Below are 16,605 nucleotides of genomic sequence, written 5' to 3'. Positions count from 1 at the left end.
GTGCCTGACCAATGGAGGCTTTGCTGTGTCAGAGATGAACGACGGCCAGGTCCAGGCGGCCGTAGTCGTTGTCGCTGTGATCACTGCGCGGTGGCACATGGTGAGTCTTCATCACCTGGTCGCCCTGCAGGGTTTCCAGGTGAATATCGAAGCCCCACAACCGATGCAGGTGCTTGAGCACTTCCTCAGTGGATTCGCCCAAGGGTTTGCGGTCGTGCTGCTGGTGACGCAGGGTCAACGAGCGGTCGCCGCGCACATCGATGCTGTAGATCTGCACGTTAGGCTCGCGGTTGCCCAGGTTGTATTGCGCCGCCAATGTCTCGCGGATGGTGCGGTAGCCGGGCTCGTCGTGAATTGCCGGCACCAGCAGGTCGTCCTTGAGGTCGTCATCCATGATGCTGAACAGTTTGAGGTCGCGAATCACTTGGGGTGACAGGTACTGCAGGATGAAACTCTCGTCCTTGAAGCTGCTCATGGCGAACTTGATGGTCGACAACCAATCGCTGCCGGCGATTTCCGGGAACCAGCGGCGATCCTCTTCGGTGGGGTGTTCGCACATGCGCCGGATGTCGCGGTACATGGCAAAGCCCAGCGCGTAGGGGTTGATGCCGCTGTAGTACGGGCTGTCGAAGCCGGGTTGGAACACCACGCTGGTATGGGAAGTGAGGAACTCCATCATAAAGCCGTCGGTGACCAGGCCTTCGTCGTACAGGTCATTCATCAAGGTGTAGTGCCAGAACGTCGCCCAGCCTTCGTTCATCACCTGGGTCTGGCGCTGTGGATAAAAGTACTGGGCGATCTTGCGCACGATGCGTACGATTTCGCGCTGCCATGGCTCCAGCAGTGGCGCGTGTTTTTCCAGGAAATACAGGATGTTTTCCTGAGGTTCGGCGGGGAAGCGCGCATTGTCTTTATCGCTGTTTTTCCCGGTTTTCTTCGGAATGGTGCGCCACAGGTCGTTGATCTGCTTCTGCAGGTGCTCCTCGCGCTCCTTCTGGCGCAGGCGCTCTTCCTCGGCGGAAATCGGGTACGGGCGCTTGTAGCGGTCAACGCCGTAGTTCATCAGCGCATGGCAGGAGTCGAGCAGGTCCTCAACCGCGTCGATGCCGTGGCGTTCCTCGCATTGCATGATGTACTGCTTGGCGAATACCAGGTAATCGATGATCGAACTGGCATCGGTCCAGGTGCGGAACAGGTAGTTGCCCTTGAAAAAGCTGTTGTGCCCGTAGCACGCGTGGGCGACCACCAACGCCTGCATGCAGATGGTGTTTTCTTCCATCAGGTAGGCGATGCACGGGTCGGAGTTGATGACGATCTCGTAGGCCAGGCCCATCTGGCCGCGAGTGTAGGACTTCTCCGTACTCAGGAAGTGTTTGCCGTAGGACCAATGGTGATAACCCAACGGCATGCCGACCGAGGCGTAGGCATCCATCATCTGTTCGGCGGTGATCACTTCGATCTGGTTGGGGTAGGTGTCCAGGGCATAACCTGCCGCGATGCGGCTGATTTCCCGGTCATAGGCCTGGATCAGTTCAAAGGTCCACTCGGAGCCGGTGGAAATGGGTTGGCGCTTATGCTCTTTTTTGGCGGTCATGTCACTAACCTGCGCTGGAAGAGTTCACGGAAGACCGGGTAGATATCGCCGGCCGAGACCAGTTGCTGTTGGGCGAACGTGTCGGCAAAGGCTTCACCGATACGCTCATATTCGAACCACAGGGCCTGGTGCTCACGGGGAGTAATTTCGACGTACGTGTAGTACTGCACAAACGGCATGATCTGGTTGATCAGGATATCGCGGCAGATCGGCGAGTCGTCGTTCCAGTTGTCGCCGTCGGACGCCTGAGCTGCGTAGATATTCCATTCATTGGCCGGGTAGCGCTCGGCCATGATCTCCTGCATCAGTTTCAACGCACTGGATACGATGGTGCCGCCGGTCTCCCGCGAGTAGAAAAACTCCTCTTCGTCGACTTCCCGGGCGCTGGTGTGATGGCGGATGAACACCACGTCGATCTTGTCGTAGTTCCGCTTCAGAAACAGATACAGCAGGATGAAAAAGCGCTTGGCGATGTCCTTGGTCGCCTGGGTCATCGAGCCGGACACGTCCATCAGGCAAAACATCACGGCCTTGGAGCTGGGGTTGGGTTGTTTGACCAGCAGGTTGTATTTCAAGTCGAAGGTGTCGAGAAACGGCACGCGGTGAATGCGCGCACTGAGCTTCTCGATTTCTGCCTCGATTGCCTGGATATCGCCGAAGTTGTCTGGCTCTTCGCGTTTTAAACGCGCCAACTCTTCCTTCGCCTGTTTCAATTTGGCGCGGCTGCTGCCTGACAGCGCGATACGCCGAGCGTGGGCCGAGCGTAGCGTGCGGATGATGTTGATCCTGGAAGGGTTGCCTTCGTTGCTGATGCCGGCGCGAACGGTCTTGAAGGTGTCGGTGCCGGTCAGGTTGCGTTTGACCAGGTTGGGCAGCTCCAGGTCTTCGAACATGAACTCCAGGAATTCCTCCTGGGTGATCTGGAACACAAACTCGTCCATGCCTTCGCCGGAATTGCCCGCTTTACCTGGGCCTTTACCGCCGCCACCGCCTTGGGGGCGCTGGATATGTTCGCCGGTGGTGAACTCCTTGTTGCCCGGGTGCACGACGGTCTGTTTGCCGCCGCGACCGTGGTGCAGCACCGGTTCGTCAATGTCGCGTCCAGGAATACTGATTTGCTCGCCATGCTCCATGTCGGTGATGGAGCGGCGGCTGACGGCCTCTTCAACGGCCTTTTTGATGTGGTCACGGTAACGCCGCAGGAAACGCTGGCGGTTTACCGTGCTCTTGTTCTTGCCATTGAGGCGTCGGTCGATCACATAGCTCATGGGGAGCCCTCCGGGCAGCTTCACGTTACAAGCTTCAAGCCGCGAGCTGGAAGCTTAGAGACAAGCGGTCAGCTGCCAGGCCAAAGGCCCGGCAGTACACGCCTGTCGCTGCCTTACTGTGATTTACGAACCCGCAGGTACCACTCGGAGAGCAGCCGTACCTGTTTGTCGGTGTAGCCACGCTCGACCATTCGAGTGACGAAGTCGTTGTGTTTTTGCTGGTCCTCCTTGCTGGCCTTGGCGTTGAAGCTGATGACCGGCAGCAGATCCTCGGTGTTCGAGAACATTTTCTTCTCGATGACCACCCGCAGCTTCTCGTAGCTGAGCCAGGTTGGGTTCTTGCCGTTGTTGTTGGCGCGGGCGCGCAGCACGAAGTTGACGATTTCGTTGCGAAAATCCTTCGGATTGCTGATGCCGGCGGGTTTTTCGATCTTCTCCAGTTCCTCGTTGAGGGCCACACGGTTGAGGATTTCGCCGGTTTCCGGATCGCGGTATTCCTGGTCCTGAATCCAGAAGTCCGCATACAGCACGTAGCGGTCGAAGATGTTCTGGCCGTACTCGCTGTAGGACTCCAGGTAAGCGGTCTGGATTTCCTTGCCGATAAACTCGATGTAGCGCGGCGCCAGGTATTCCTTGAGGAAGCGCAGGTAGCGCTCGCGGGTTTCAGCCTGGAACTGTTCCTGTTCGATCTGCTGTTCCAGCACATACAGCAGGTGCACCGGGTTGGCGGCGATTTCGTGCGGGTCGAAGTTGAAGACCTTGGACAGGATCTTGAACGCGAAACGAGTGGAAAGACCGTTCATGCCTTCATCCACGCCCGCGGTGTCGCGGTATTCCTGGATCGACTTGGCCTTGGGATCGGTGTCCTTGAGGTTTTCGCCGTCGTAGACACGCATCTTCGAATAGATGTTCGAGTTCTCCGGCTCCTTGAGGCGCGACAGCACGGTGAACTGGGCGAGCATCTTCAAGGTATCGGGCGCGCAATGCGCCTTGGCCAGCGAGCTGTTGAACAACAGCTTGTCGTAGATCTTGATCTCATCGCTGACGCGCAGGCAGTAGGGCACTTTGACGATGTAGATCCGGTCGATGAAGGCTTCGTTGTTCTTGTTGTTGCGGAAGGTGTGCCATTCCGATTCGTTGGAGTGGGCCAGCAGGATCCCGGTGAACGGAATCGCGCCCAGGCCTTCGGTACTGTTGTAGTTGCCTTCCTGGGTGGCGGTCAGCAGTGGGTGCAGCACCTTGATTGGCGCTTTGAACATCTCCACGAATTCCATCAGGCCCTGGTTGGCCCGGCACAGCGCGCCCGAGTAGCTGTAGGCGTCGGCGTCGTTCTGCGGGAATTCCTCGAGTTTGCGGATATCGACCTTACCCACCAGCGCCGAGATGTCCTGGTTGTTCTCATCGCCCGGTTCGGTTTTTGCCACGCCGATCTGGTTGAGGATCGACGGGTAGAGTTTCACCACGCGGAACTGGCTGATGTCACCGCCAAACTCCGCCAGGCGCTTGGTGGCCCAAGGCGACATGATGGTGTTGAGGTAGCGCCGTGGAATGCCGAAGTCTTCTTCGAGGATCGCGCCATCTTCCGTGGCGTTGAACAGGCCCAAAGGCGACTCGAACACCGGCGAGCCCTTGATCGCGTAGAAGGGCACCTTCTCGATCAGCTGTTTGAGCTTTTCAGCCAGAGACGATTTACCGCCGCCGACGGGGCCGAGCAGGTAGAGGATTTGTTTCTTCTCTTCCAGGCCTTGGGCGGCGTGGCGGAAGTAGGAGACGATCTGGTCGATGCATTCTTCCATGCCGTGGAAGTCTTCAAAGGCCGGATAGCGGCGGATCACCTTGTTGGAAAATATTCGCGACAGGCGCGAATTATTCGCGGTTTCCACCAGCTCCGGCTCACCAATCGCCAATAGCAGACGTTCGGCGGCAGACGCGTAGGTACTGCGGTCCTGTTTGCACAGCTCGAGATACTCTTGCAGCGTGAGTTCTTCCTGCTGTGTGGACGCGAAGCGTTGTTGGAAGTGGCTAAAGATACTCATGACGTCGTCACCTCGCTCGATACGTGGAGCCGACGCCGGGTCAATCAGTCGATGCTGGCAGTCATTGGTGATCAACCAATGGCCGTTTTCCCCCCAAACACCCTGAAACGCTACCGTTGACCCGTACGCCGGTGTACCGGCTCTCCCCTGATTCGGATGGCCTGCGCTTAAGGATAGTTCGGAATCCGGGAGGTCAAGGCGGGATACGTAATTAGTTTGGCTGCGCCGTTCGTCAGAAACGGCGCGAGCCCAAGCGTCACGCGGGGTAGCGGGGTGTGAAAAAAATTATTGCGAATCGCCTGAGGCAATTTCTGCAGGATAGGTCGCACGCCACAGCTCAAAGCCGCCGTCCAGGCTATACACGTCAGAGAAGCCCTGGCTGATCAGGTAGGCGGCCGCGCTCTGGCTGGAGTTGCCGTGGTAACAGGCGACGATCACCGGCGCGTCGAGGTCGGCAGCGCGGATGAAGTCAGCAATGTTGGTGTTATCCACATGCTGCGCACCGCTGATATGCGCGGCGGCATACGTCGGCTGATCGCGGATGTCGACCACCACCGCGCCTTGCTCGCGCAGCGCCTGGGCTTGTTCGGGAGGGATACGTTTGAATTCGCTCATGGCGGGCTCCTATGGCTTGGCGGCCGGCTGTGTCAGAGAAAGGGGGGATTCGCACTGGCAGCTCAGGCGCTCGCCGGTGTCGATGTTCATCAGGGTCATGGCGCCGCCCCACACGCAACCGGTGTCGAGGGCGAACACGCCGGGTTCATCACATTTGCCTTCCAGGGCTGCCCAGTGGCCGAAGATGATCTTCGTGTCACGGGTCTTGCGCTCCTTGTGGGCGAACCAGGGTTTGTAGCCGGGCAGGGCGGTGTCGGCGCCTTCCTTGCTCTTGAGGTCCAGCTTGCCTTCGGCGGTGCAGAAGCGCATGCGGGTGAAGTAGTTGGTGATCACGCGCAGGCGGGCCACGCCGGTAAGGTCGTTGTCCCACTTGACCGGCTCATTGCCGTACATGCCGTCGAGAAAGGCGGTGTAGAGGTTGTCATCGGCCAGGGCGCTCTCGACTTCGGCGGCGCACTTAAGGGCTTTTTTCACCGTCCACTGGGGCGGGATGCCCGCATGGACCAGAGCCATGTTGCGGCCTTCGTCGTAATGCATGAGCTTTTGCCGACGCAGCCACTCCAGCAGCTCGGTGCGATCCGGCGCTTCGAGGATCTCGCGCAGCGTGTCGCCCTTTTTCAAACGCTCGATGTTATTGCCGGCCGCCAGCAGGTGCAGGTCGTGGTTGCCCAGTACGCATACCAGCGAATCACGCAGGCTATATAAGTAGCGCAGGGTTTGCAGGGATTCGGGCCCGCGATTGACCAGGTCACCCACCAACCACAGGCGGTCGCTCGCCGGGTTGAACGCAACTTGCTCCAACAGGCACTTGAGGGGTTCCAGGCAGCCTTGCAGGTCGCCGACCGCGTACGTCGTCATCAGTGCAGGGCTCCCGGCACGGCGAGCCGGAAGGGCGCTATGACAGCGTCGAACAGTTTGCCGTCAGTGGCTTTCATCTGATAAGTGCCCTGCATGGTGCCGACTTTGGAGGTCATCACCGTGCCACTGCTATACGTATGGCTGGCGCCAATGTCGATCAACGGCTGCTGGCCAACCACGCCGGCGCCGCGCACTTCCTCGACCTGGCCGTCACCGTCGGTGATCACCCAATGGCGCGACAGCAGCTTGGCCGGCACCTGCCCGTTGTTCTTCACCGTGATGGTGTAGGCAAAGGCGAAACGGTTGTGTTCGGGTTGCGATTGGTCCGCCAGGAAGCGGGTGACGACGCTGACGTCGATCTGGTAGCGAGGATCGGACATGCAAGAGGCCTTAAAAGCAAAAGCGGAGGACAGCAGATGCGGATCAGTCTAGGCCATGAGGAGGGCACTAGGCCAGACATGTGTCGGGCAGCCGGCAAGCGTTATCGGTATAACGCTGAGCAAATGTGGGAGCGGGCTTGCCCGCGAATGCGCAGTGTCAGTCACTGAATGTGTAACTGATGCACCCCCATCGCGGGCAAGCCCGCTCCCACCTTTGTATCGAGTTACAGCTTATTCCGCGGTCGGCGCGGGCTGGATGGCGAGCTGGTCGGCCAGGCGCACAAACGCAGCCAGGTCCAGTTGCTCGGGGCGCAGGCTGCCATCGACGCCGGCGGCTTCGATTTCGGCGTTGCTGAGCAGTGCCTTGAGCGTGTTGCGCAGGGTTTTGCGGCGTTGGTTGAACGCCTCGCGTACCACGCGCTCCAGCAGTTTGTGATCCTTGGCCGGGTGCGGCAGCACGGCGTGAGGCACCAGGCGCACAATGGCCGAGTCGACCTTCGGCGGCGGGTTGAACGCGCCAGGGCCGACATTGAACAGGTGCTCAACGCGGCAATGGTACTGAACCATGATCGACAGACGGCCCCAATCACCACCGCCAGGGCCGGCCGCCAAACGCTCAACCACTTCTTTTTGCAGCATGAAGTGCATGTCGCGGATGATCCCTGCGTTGTTCAGCAGGTGAAAAATCAGCGGCGTGGAGATGTTGTACGGCAGGTTGCCCACTACCCGCAGGCTGTTGGGCGCGGCATTAAGGCTGTTGAAGTCGAACTTCAGCGCGTCGCCCTGGTGCAGGTTGAAATTGGGTTTGTCAGCAAACTGCTGGTTGAGGATCGGGATCAAGTCCTTGTCCAGCTCCACCACGTCCAGTTGCCCGCCACTGGCCAACAGGCCTTGGGTCAAGGCGCCCTGGCCCGGGCCGATTTCCAGCAGGCGGTCTTCCGGCTTGGCGTGGATGGAGCGCAGGATGCGGTCGATTACGCCAGCGTCGTGCAGGAAGTTTTGCCCGAAGCGCTTGCGCGCCCGGTGTTGGTAATGCTCAGTCATATACGGGTCTCGGCCATCTGATAGGCGGTTTCCAGGGCCACGTGCAGGCTGCCGGTATCGATCTTGCCGCTGCCCGCCAGGTCCAGGGCAGTGCCATGGTCGACGGAGGTACGGATGATCGGCAGGCCCAGTGTCACGTTGACTGCGGCGCCGAAGCCTTTGTATTTCAGCACGGGCAGCCCCTGGTCATGGTACATCGCCAGCACTGCGTCGCAGTGCTCCAGATACTTGGGGGTAAACAGAGTGTCTGCAGGCAGCGGGCCACGCAGGTCCATGCCTTCTTGGCGCAGACGCTCTAATGTCGGTTCGATGATGTCGATTTCTTCATGGCCCAAATGGCCGCCTTCACCGGCGTGCGGGTTGAGCCCGCAGACCAGGATGCGCGGTTGGGCAATGCCGAATTTCTGTTGCAGGTCGGCGTGCAGGATGCGCGTGACGCGCTCCAGGCGCTCGGCGGTGATCGCATCGGCGATATCACGCAACGGCAAATGCGTCGTCACCAGTGCAACGCGCAGGCCGCGTGTGGCCAGCATCATCACCACTTGAGCGGTATGGGTCAGCTCGGCGAGGAATTCGGTGTGGCCGGAAAAGGCAATACCGGATTCGTTGATCACGCCTTTGTGTACCGGCGCGGTGATCATGCCGGCGAAGTCACCGTCGATGCAGCCTTGACCGGCGCGCGTCAGGGTTTCCAGTACAAAGGCCGCATTGGCCTTGTTCAGTTGCCCGGCAACCACCTTGGCTGCAAGCGGAGTGTCCCAAACGTACAGGCTGCCCGCAGGTGCCGGCAGGTCGGGCCAATTGCCCGGCGACACGTCCAGCAGATTGACGGTCACACCCAGTTGCGCGGCCCGCTCAAGGAGCAGGTCGCGGCTGGTAATGGCTATCAGGGGGTGTGGCTGAGGGTGCGAGGCGAGCAGCAGGCACAGGTCAGGACCAATGCCGGCCGGCTCGCCGGGTGTTACCGCGAAACGCTGGGGTTTCACTGTGCTGCCTGGTCGGTGCCTGTTTGCTCGGCGCCTGGCAGCTTGTTTTCCACGTAAGCTTCGTCACGGATCTGACGCAACCAGGTTTGCAGCTCTTCATCGTATTTGCGGTTACGCAACACGGTCAGTGCTTGCTGCTCGCGGGCCTGCGTGGTGTTGTCAGTGGCGCGACGGCCAAGGACTTCCAGTACATGCCAGCCATATTGAGTCTTGAACGGCTTGGACAGAACGCCTTGCGGGGTCTTGGCCATCACGTCCTGGAACTCAGGCACCAGCGCTTTCGGGTCGATCCAGTTCAGGTCGCCACCGTTGAGGGCCGAACCCGGGTCTTCCGAGAAGCTCTTGGCCAATGTGGCGAAGTCTTCACCGCCTTCGATGCGGTCATAGATCTTCTGGGCCAGTTCCTTGGTTTGCGCTTCGGTGCGGATTTCGCTTGGTTTGACCAGGATGTGACGAACATGAACTTCGTCTTTCAGCGAGGTCTCGCCGCCGCGCTTGCCGAGCAACTTGAGGATGATAAAGCCGCCTGGCGTACGTGCTGGCTGGGTAATGTCACCCACGTTCATCGCGCTCAGCTCACGGTCGAACGGAGGTGGCAGTTGAGCAGCTTTACGCCAGCCCATGTCACCGCCGTCCAGAGCGTTGTCACTGCCGGAGACGGCAATTGCCGTCTGGGCAAAGTCTGCACCGGCTTTCAGGCGGTCATAAACAGCCTGGGTTTTTGCGGCGGCAGCATTGAGCTGTTCGGCGTTGGCGCTGTCTGGCGTCGGGATCAGGATATTGGCCAGGTGCAGTTCTTCGGAAAGCTGCATCTTGCCAAGGTCCGATGCCAGGAAGTTCTTCACTTCCTGCTCGGACACCTGAACCCGCTCGGCCACACGGCGCTGACGCACACGGCTGATGATCATTTCACGGCGGATCTGGTCACGGGCGTCCTCATAGGACAAACCGTCGTGAGCCAGCGCCGCGCGGAACTGGTCAACGCTCATGTTGTTGCGTTGAGCGATAGTACCGACCGCCTGGTTCAGCTCTTCGTCCGAAATACGGATGCCGGAACGATCGCCGATCTGCAGTTGCAGGTTTTCGACGATCAGGCGCTCCAGTACCTGCGGGTCCAGCACGCTGGTAGGCGGTACGCCGCCGCCACGCTTGGCGATGGTTTGCTGAACTTCCTTGACCCGTTGGTCGAGTTGGCTCTGCATGATCACGTCGTTATCGACGATGGCCACAACCTTGTCCAGCGGCTGGACCGCAGCGTGTGCCGAAGCGGTCCCCAGGAACAGTGCGCCCAGCACGAGTGGGCGCAGACAATCAGAAAGCTTGATCTTCACGTTCACGATAACCTTGAATGCCTTTGTCGAGGAAGCTCTCTACCTTGGCGCCGGTCAGGCCGCCGAGTCCTTTAAGGACGATCTGGAAGAAGAGCCCGTGGTCACCCTTTTCGTTCAGCGGGGCGATCTGGCTGTATTCGTCGTTGGAAACCCAGTAACGGTTGATGACGCGCAGTTTCCAGCAGCAGTTGTCGTACTCGAAACCACCAAAGGCTTCCAGGGTACGGTTGCGTGCATAGTCATACTGCCAACGGGTGATCAGGTTCCACTGAGGAATGATCGGCCACATCATCGAGAAATCGTGTTGCTGGATTTTGTAGTAATCCTTGATGAAGTTTGGCTGCCCCTCGGTGCCGTAGTCGCCACCAAACTGCCATTTGCCGGTCAGCTGGTTGTAGACCACTTGGTCGTTGCGGTAGCGGTAACCGACGTTGATGATCTTGTTCGGATTGTCTTCTGGCTGGTAGTGAAGCATCGCGCTGCCGGAACGAGCGCTGTGCTCCTCGGTATCCCAGTTGTAGTCGGCGGTTGCGCGCCAGTCGCGGTTGTAGCGGTATTCGTATTCCAGAGCGATAGGGGAAACGTCAGACTGTGCATCTGCACGGTCGGACGCAAGGATGCCTGGAAGTTGAACCTGGCGATCCTTGAAGTACACCGCTTGGCCCACGGACACGCGCTGACGTTCAAAGCCATTGTCTTCGATCCAGCGGCTGGTCACACCCAAGGATAGTTTGTTCTCATCGCCGATCCGGTCAGTGCCGCTGAAGCGGTTGTCGCGGAACAGCGAGGCGTAGCTGAACGAGTATTCACTGGTGTCGAATACCGGGATATCGCTCTGGTCCTTGTTAGGCACGTAGAGATAGTAGGCACGCGGTTCCAGGGTCTGGCGATAGTCTTTGCCGAACCAGTTGGTGTTGCGGTCGAAGTACAGGCCGCTGTCGACACTGGCGATTGGGATTGCACGGTCTTGGGAGCTTTTGAAAACGCCGCCTGCGTACTGAGTACCTGCCGCAACTGCTGCCGCTTGTTGCGCAACAATGTCATCCTTGCCCCTGCCGTCCAAGTCCAGATCGTACTTGGTGTAGACATACTTGAGCTTCGGCGTAATAAAACCGTAGGTCCAGGTCATTGGATATTCAACAGCCGGAGCGACATTCAAGCGATCGCCATTTGCACGAGTCAAGCCGTTGACAAGGTCATCAAGTCGCGGCGTGCCGTTGGGCAGTGGGCCGCCATCCTTATCAAAAACGTTGCCGCTTCTGAGGTCACGATCAAACCGAACGGCCTCAGTCTCATAAGTAAAGTTCACGCCGCCCGGGTGGTAGGGCAGCGTTCCGTTGAAGGTGATCTGCGGCAGCCGGTCATACGGGGTGATCTGGGAGATCGTCGCCAGTTGATAGGCCTGAAGGTTCAGTCGGGCTTGGAAAGAATCGCCGCGATAGGTCACAGACCCCTGCTGGTTGACGAAGTCCTGAGTCTGGATACCTTCCTGGTAGCTTTTCAGGTCCTGGAAGTAGAAAGGATCGCTGATTTTGGTGTAGTCGACCTGAGTCGCAATACGCGAATCAAGCCCGCCTTTATGCTGCCAGTTGAGCATATAGCGGGTTTTTTCTGAGTCGGTCTGTTTTTCCCGCTCGTCGCTATCGTCATTCAGGTACGCGCCGCCGAACTGACCTTCGCTGGATTTGGTGAGGTAGCGGAATTCGCCTTCCATCAACAAACCACGCTTGGTCATGTACTGCGGATACAACGTGGCATCGTAGTTCGGTGCCAGGTTGAAGTAGTACGGCGTAACCAGGGTAAAGCCGGTTTCGCTGCCGGTGCTGAAGCTTGGCGGCAGGAAGCCGGATTGACGACGGTCGTCGATCGGGAAGTAGATATACGGGGTGTACAGGATCGGAATGTTCTTGACCCGCAACGTCGCGTTGGTCGCCGTACCGAAACCGGTGGCCGGGTTCAACGTGATGTTGTTGCCTTTGAGCTGCCAGGCGTTGCTGTCCGGCTCGCAGGTGGTGTACGTACCGTCCTTGAGACGGATGATCGCGTTCTCGGCACGCTTGGCGTACAGCGCGTTACCGCGGATACGCGACTTGTGCAGCACGTATTCGGCGTTGTCGATCTGGGCGGCGCCGGTGTCGAGCTGGACCTGGGCATGGTCGCCCACGATCAGGGCGCCGTTGTCGCGCAGACGCACGTCGCCGTTCAGCTCGCCACGGTTCTCGGCCTGATACAGGCTGGCTTCCTGAGCCTCCAGCTGCATGCTGCCCTGACGCATGACGACGTCACCGGCCAGGGTCGCGACCTGTTGTTCCTGCTCGTAACGCGAGGCCTTGGCGCCGATGAAGGTCGGCGCATCGCTCTTGTTCGTCTTGTCGTTCATGCCAGGACGAACCGGTTCGATGTACGCGCCGGAGCAATAAGGACCGGTTTCAGCCAGTTGGGCTGCGGTCAGCTTCTCGCGAGGCACCCAGTCCAGGTGGCTGTAGTCGGCGCTGCGCGAACGCAGGCCACGGCCCTTGGCTTCGGTGACCAGAGCGGTCTTCGGTTCGGCCTCGGCGCTGCCGCCAGCATTGGCTTGCGCCGTGCTGCCGGCCGAGCTGACGGCTGCGCCGTCATGCACCGGGCGTGGTGGCAACGGGGCTGCGGCGGTTTTCGGCGCGCAATCCCAGGCACCCGAAGCAGAGACTGAGCAGTCATACTGTTCCGCGGCGACCACGAATGAGGTGGCGAAAGGTTGCATGGCCAGCAGACTGCCGGTTACCAGCAACGGAAATTTTCTACGAAACGCGGGGGATTTCAATGCCATCTTATTAGTCCGGGCTTCCTGCGTGCCATCTGCCCGCGGTGTGGGCCGCACGCCTCTCGATGGTCTGAAAAAGATGCGTGATAATAAAGCATGACCCGCTTGACGGCTAGCGCCGTCGGAGACCCTTGTAATGCCCGAGCAAGATCTACGTTTACAACAGCTGAAAGTCTGGCTGGATGAGCAGTTGCCGATCCTTTTCAACGCTCAGGACTGGGGCGCCGTACCCCCGGCCACATTGACCGCGGCCAGCAGCGACGCGAGTTTCAGGCGTTACTTCCGGTGGGAAGGCGGTGGGCAAAGTTTCGTCGTTATGGACGCGCCACCCCCCCAGGAAAACTGCAAACCTTTCGTCGATATCGCTGATTTGCTGGCGAAATCAGGAATAAATGTGCCAAAAATTTATGCAGAAGATTTGCCGCGCGGCTTTCTTTTGCTCAATGACCTGGGCAAAAAAACCTATCTGGACGTGATTGACGAGCAAAACGCCGATCAATTGTTCACCGATGCCATCGACGCGTTGCTGGCTTTTCAGCAATTGCCGATGGACGCGCCGCTGCCCAGCTATGACGTCGCCTTGTTGCGCCGAGAGCTGGAACTGTTTCCGGAATGGTACGTTCGCCGGCACTTGGGTATCGAGTTGGATACCCAGCAACAGGCCTTGTGGCAGCGCGTCAGCGATCACTTGATCGACAGCGCCCTGGCCCAGCCTAAAGTGCTGGTGCATCGCGACTATATGCCGCGCAACCTGATGATCAGCGAACCGAACCCCGGTGTGCTGGATTTCCAGGACGCCGTCTACGGCCCGGTCACCTACGACATCACGTGCCTGTTCAAGGATGCCTTCCTCAGCTGGCCGAAAGCGCGCGTACGCGCGTGGCAACGGGGCTATTGGGAACGTGCCGGGCAATTGGGCATTCCCGTGCAGGCCGATTTCGAAGAATTCCAGCGTGCCAGTGACTTGATGGGCGTGCAGCGTCACCTCAAGGTGATCGGTATTTTCGCGCGTATCTGCCATCGCGACGGCAAGCCACGCTACCTGGCGGACGTGCCGCGCTTCTTTGCTTATATAGAAGCGGTGCTGGCAGACCGTCCTGAGCTGGCCGAGTTGGGCGAACTGCTCGCCAGCCTGCGCCAACCTGTCGAGGCGAGCGTATGAAAGCCATGATCCTGGCGGCCGGCAAGGGTGAGCGCATGCGCCCACTGACCTTGCACACGCCCAAGCCCCTGGTGCAGGCGGGCGGCAAGCGGCTGATCGAGTATCACCTTGAGGCGCTGGCCAAGGCCGGCTTCAGCGAAATCGTGATCAACCATGCGTGGCTCGGCCAGCAGATCGAAAGCTACTTGGGCGATGGTGCGCAGTTTGGCCTGCGCATCCAGTATTCGGCCGAAGGCGAGCCGCTGGAAACCGGCGGCGGGATTTTCCAGGCATTGCCGTTGCTGGGGGACGAGCCCTTCCTGGTGGTCAATGGCGATATCTGGACCGACTACGACTTCACCCAATTGCGCCGGCCACTACAGGGCCTGGCGCATCTGGTGATGGTGGATAACCCGGCGCATCACCCAACCGGCGGCGATTTCTACCTGGATCAAGGGTTGCTTCATGATGCGGCGCCCGGTGCCGATAACCTGACCTTCAGTGGCATTTCAGTGCTCGACCCTCAATTGTTCGCGGGTTGCAGCGCCGGTGCCTTCAAGCTGGCGCCGCTGCTGCGGGCGGCCATGGCCAAAGGTCTGGTAACGGGGGAACACATGACGGGACGCTGGATTGATGTCGGCACGCTGGAGCGTCTGGCACAGGTTGAAACCTTGCTGACTGCGGGGCAATAAGATGTTGTGGCCAGGGACACTGATCGGTGCCGGGGCTGGCTTTGCCATTGCCAGTATTCCGGGGGCCTTGTTGGGGGCATTGCTGGGGCAGGCGCTGGATCGCCGCCTTCAGCTGCAAAGTTGGGCGCAACTGCGCGAGCGGCTGGGCGGGCGCCCGGCGTTGCGCAATGACGAACTGCTGTTCGTGCTGTTGGGGCGCCTGGCAAAGAGCAATGGCCGCGTGGTGGATGGGCATATCCAGCAAGCGCGCCAGGAGATGCGTGCGCTGGACATGACCGAATCGGCCCAGCGCCGGGCGATCAGCGCGTTCAATCGGGGCAAGTCCGGTTCCGACCGGGTGCGCAATTACCTGCGCGTGCTCAAGGCCCAGCCCCATGCCGCAGAGGGTTTACTGCGCGCCTGTTGGCGCATGGCCTGGGCGGACGGCAAGGCGGATAACGCCGAGCGCGACTTGATCGACCTGTGGGGCAAATGGCTCGGCTGGACGCCGCAACAGTTGCAGGCGCTGGCTGCCGACTACGTGCAGGAGCGCAAGCCGTTGGCCAATCGCGCGGGCGCTTATCAGGACGCGATGCGAATTTTGGGGGTCACGTCCACCAGCGAGCCGAGTGTGATCAAACGCGCCTATCGTCGCCTGCTCAGTCGCCACCACCCGGACAAGATTGCCGGCACTGGCGCCAGCGCCGCCCAGGTGCGCGAAGCGACCGAGCGAACCCGTGAGCTGCATAACGCCTATGCGTTGATTCGCGAGCGTCGGGATTTTCGCTAGCCAGCACAAATCCTGAGTTGCCAACTCCCACAGTTGATTGGGTTATCAGATCAAGGTCACTCAGCAACGGCCTGCGGGCTCAACCACCCGCGGATCCGCCGATACAACTGCTCCTGCTCAGCCGAACTGTTGCCGGGCAAGGTCTTGAGTGACACCTGTTTATAGCCGTCATTCTTCCCGCGCTTGGCGGCCTGGACGCGTGCCAGTGCGTTTTTGCGCGCCTGGGCGTCGTCCTGATAGAAAACATCCGCCGTCGGCACCTTCAGCGCCGGGGCCAGTTGTTGCAGGTCTGGCTGCCTGGCCGCCGGCGTCTTGCCTGCCACCATCACCAACTTTTGCACCTGGGCCGGTTGTTTCTCGCTCAGGTAACGCGCCGCCCACCAGGCGCCCGTGCCATGGCCAAGCAGTACCACGCTGCGCGCGCTCTGGGTCTGGGCAAAGGCAACGGCGGCATCGATACGGTCGAAAATGCGTTTGGCGTCGGTCTTGTCTTGTTCATCGGCGCCCGGCACTACCGCAGGATCAGTGCCTTCGGCTTCGGCGCTGGCGGCTTGTTCGATGGGTTTGGCCGCGGTGCTGCCGTCTTTGCTGCTGGTATCGACGGCGGCCTTGGGCGATTCCAGGACGCGCGGCGGCAAGGTGTCGACGTTCACGTCCGGCAGTGACAGGCTCAGCGTGCCCCAGTTGGCGTCGGGTAATTTGCGCCGCAACGGTGCGATTGCTTGCGGCCAGTCAGCGCTTTCCCCGGCGCCCGGCACGATAATCACCACGCCTTCGGGCTCGGCGCTGTTGGCCGGCTTCCACAGGGCCAGGAATGAATCGCTGCCGGCCTGCAATTGTTGCTGTTCCTGTTGCGGCACCTGACGCTCCAGGGCGCTGGCTTCTTCCTGGCTGCGCTCGGGCAGGGGTTGGCGTTCAACCGGTTTTTCGGCGGCGGGTGCAGGCGCGTCGGCGGCCTGAACAGAAAAGGCGCTGGTAAATAGCAGCGACAGGCACAATGCTGGCAGTGCCGAACGGTGGATAAAGAGCATCGTTAATTCCCGGCCAGAAGTGATTCCAGCAGCCTAATGGGTTGGTCAGTATTTGTCAGT

General features: G+C 59.9%; 14 protein-coding genes. 3 read left to right on the top strand and 11 right to left on the bottom strand.

The genetic code is table 11. The features are described from left to right. Positions 1 to 28: 28 nt before the first annotated feature. The 10 genes from NTD89_RS20350 to NTD89_RS20305 all read right to left on the bottom strand — a co-directional run bounded on the left by NTD89_RS20350 (position 29) and on the right by NTD89_RS20305 (position 12,918). Complete coding sequence (locus NTD89_RS20350; RefSeq protein ID WP_106575525.1) at positions 29 to 1,594, bottom strand: SpoVR family protein; 1,566 nt, start codon at positions 1,592 to 1,594, stop codon at positions 29 to 31. Next, entirely contained in the window at positions 1,591 to 2,862 is a 1,272-nt protein-coding gene (locus tag NTD89_RS20345) for a YeaH/YhbH family protein (RefSeq protein ID WP_106575524.1), read from the bottom strand. The genes NTD89_RS20350 and NTD89_RS20345 overlap by 4 nt, the downstream gene beginning before the upstream one ends. A gap of 113 nt (positions 2,863 to 2,975) precedes the next feature. Beyond that, positions 2,976 to 4,898: a PrkA family serine protein kinase gene (locus tag NTD89_RS20340; RefSeq protein WP_003194732.1), complete on the bottom strand. Its 1,923-nt coding sequence runs from the start codon at positions 4,896 to 4,898 to the stop codon at positions 2,976 to 2,978. Positions 4,899 to 5,183: 285 nt separating this feature from the next. Next, positions 5,184 to 5,513: a thiosulfate sulfurtransferase GlpE gene (gene glpE, locus NTD89_RS20335; RefSeq protein WP_262209329.1), complete on the bottom strand. Its 330-nt coding sequence runs from the start codon at positions 5,511 to 5,513 to the stop codon at positions 5,184 to 5,186. 9 nt (positions 5,514 to 5,522) lie between these two features. Then, a complete protein-coding gene (locus tag NTD89_RS20330; RefSeq protein ID WP_262209328.1) occupies positions 5,523 to 6,371 on the bottom strand; it encodes a symmetrical bis(5'-nucleosyl)-tetraphosphatase in 849 nt (282 codons plus the stop codon). Beyond that, positions 6,371 to 6,751, bottom strand: a complete 381-nt coding sequence (apaG, locus tag NTD89_RS20325; protein WP_106575521.1) for a Co2+/Mg2+ efflux protein ApaG — start codon at positions 6,749 to 6,751, stop codon at positions 6,371 to 6,373. Before apaG ends, NTD89_RS20330 begins: the two co-directional genes overlap by 1 nt. 231 nt (positions 6,752 to 6,982) lie before the next feature. Next, positions 6,983 to 7,795 carry a 16S rRNA (adenine(1518)-N(6)/adenine(1519)-N(6))-dimethyltransferase RsmA gene (gene rsmA / locus NTD89_RS20320; protein WP_197626593.1) on the bottom strand — a complete coding sequence of 271 codons (813 nt, stop codon included), beginning with the start codon at positions 7,793 to 7,795 and terminating at the stop codon, positions 6,983 to 6,985. Then, a complete protein-coding gene (gene pdxA / locus NTD89_RS20315; RefSeq protein ID WP_145157456.1) occupies positions 7,792 to 8,781 on the bottom strand; it encodes a 4-hydroxythreonine-4-phosphate dehydrogenase PdxA in 990 nt (329 codons plus the stop codon). Before pdxA ends, rsmA begins: the two co-directional genes overlap by 4 nt. Beyond that, positions 8,778 to 10,118, bottom strand: coding sequence for a peptidylprolyl isomerase (locus NTD89_RS20310; RefSeq protein WP_119737679.1), 1,341 nt, complete (start codon positions 10,116 to 10,118; stop codon positions 8,778 to 8,780). The genes pdxA and NTD89_RS20310 overlap by 4 nt, the downstream gene beginning before the upstream one ends. After that, positions 10,093 to 12,918: an LPS-assembly protein LptD gene (locus NTD89_RS20305; RefSeq protein ID WP_262209324.1), complete on the bottom strand. Its 2,826-nt coding sequence runs from the start codon at positions 12,916 to 12,918 to the stop codon at positions 10,093 to 10,095. Before NTD89_RS20305 ends, NTD89_RS20310 begins: the two co-directional genes overlap by 26 nt. A gap of 130 nt (positions 12,919 to 13,048) precedes the next feature. On the opposite strand from NTD89_RS20305, the gene NTD89_RS20300 reads away from it, so the two are divergent. From NTD89_RS20300 to NTD89_RS20290, 3 genes are read left to right on the top strand one after another with little or no spacing between them, the layout of a single operon-like run. After that, positions 13,049 to 14,074 (top strand): aminoglycoside phosphotransferase family protein, encoded by a 1,026-nt coding sequence (locus NTD89_RS20300; protein ID WP_242201927.1) that lies wholly within the window; start codon positions 13,049 to 13,051, stop codon positions 14,072 to 14,074. Continuing rightward, positions 14,071 to 14,745 (top strand): N-acetylmuramate alpha-1-phosphate uridylyltransferase MurU, encoded by a 675-nt coding sequence (gene murU / locus NTD89_RS20295; RefSeq protein WP_262209322.1) that lies wholly within the window; start codon positions 14,071 to 14,073, stop codon positions 14,743 to 14,745. Before NTD89_RS20300 ends, murU begins: the two co-directional genes overlap by 4 nt. Before the next feature lies 1 nt (position 14,746). After that, positions 14,747 to 15,514, top strand: a complete 768-nt coding sequence (locus NTD89_RS20290; RefSeq protein WP_145157446.1) for a TerB family tellurite resistance protein — start codon at positions 14,747 to 14,749, stop codon at positions 15,512 to 15,514. A gap of 56 nt (positions 15,515 to 15,570) precedes the next feature. On the opposite strand, the gene NTD89_RS20285 is transcribed toward NTD89_RS20290, so the two are convergent. Then, positions 15,571 to 16,545 (bottom strand): alpha/beta hydrolase family protein, encoded by a 975-nt coding sequence (locus NTD89_RS20285; protein WP_262209320.1) that lies wholly within the window; start codon positions 16,543 to 16,545, stop codon positions 15,571 to 15,573. Between the last annotated feature and the right edge of the window lie 60 nt (positions 16,546 to 16,605).

It is taken from the genome of Pseudomonas sp. 14P_5.3_Bac1 (assembly GCF_025466135.1).
Taxonomy (GTDB): Bacteria; Pseudomonadota; Gammaproteobacteria; order Pseudomonadales; family Pseudomonadaceae; genus Aquipseudomonas.
This window is presented reverse-complemented; position numbering and strand designations above follow the sequence as displayed.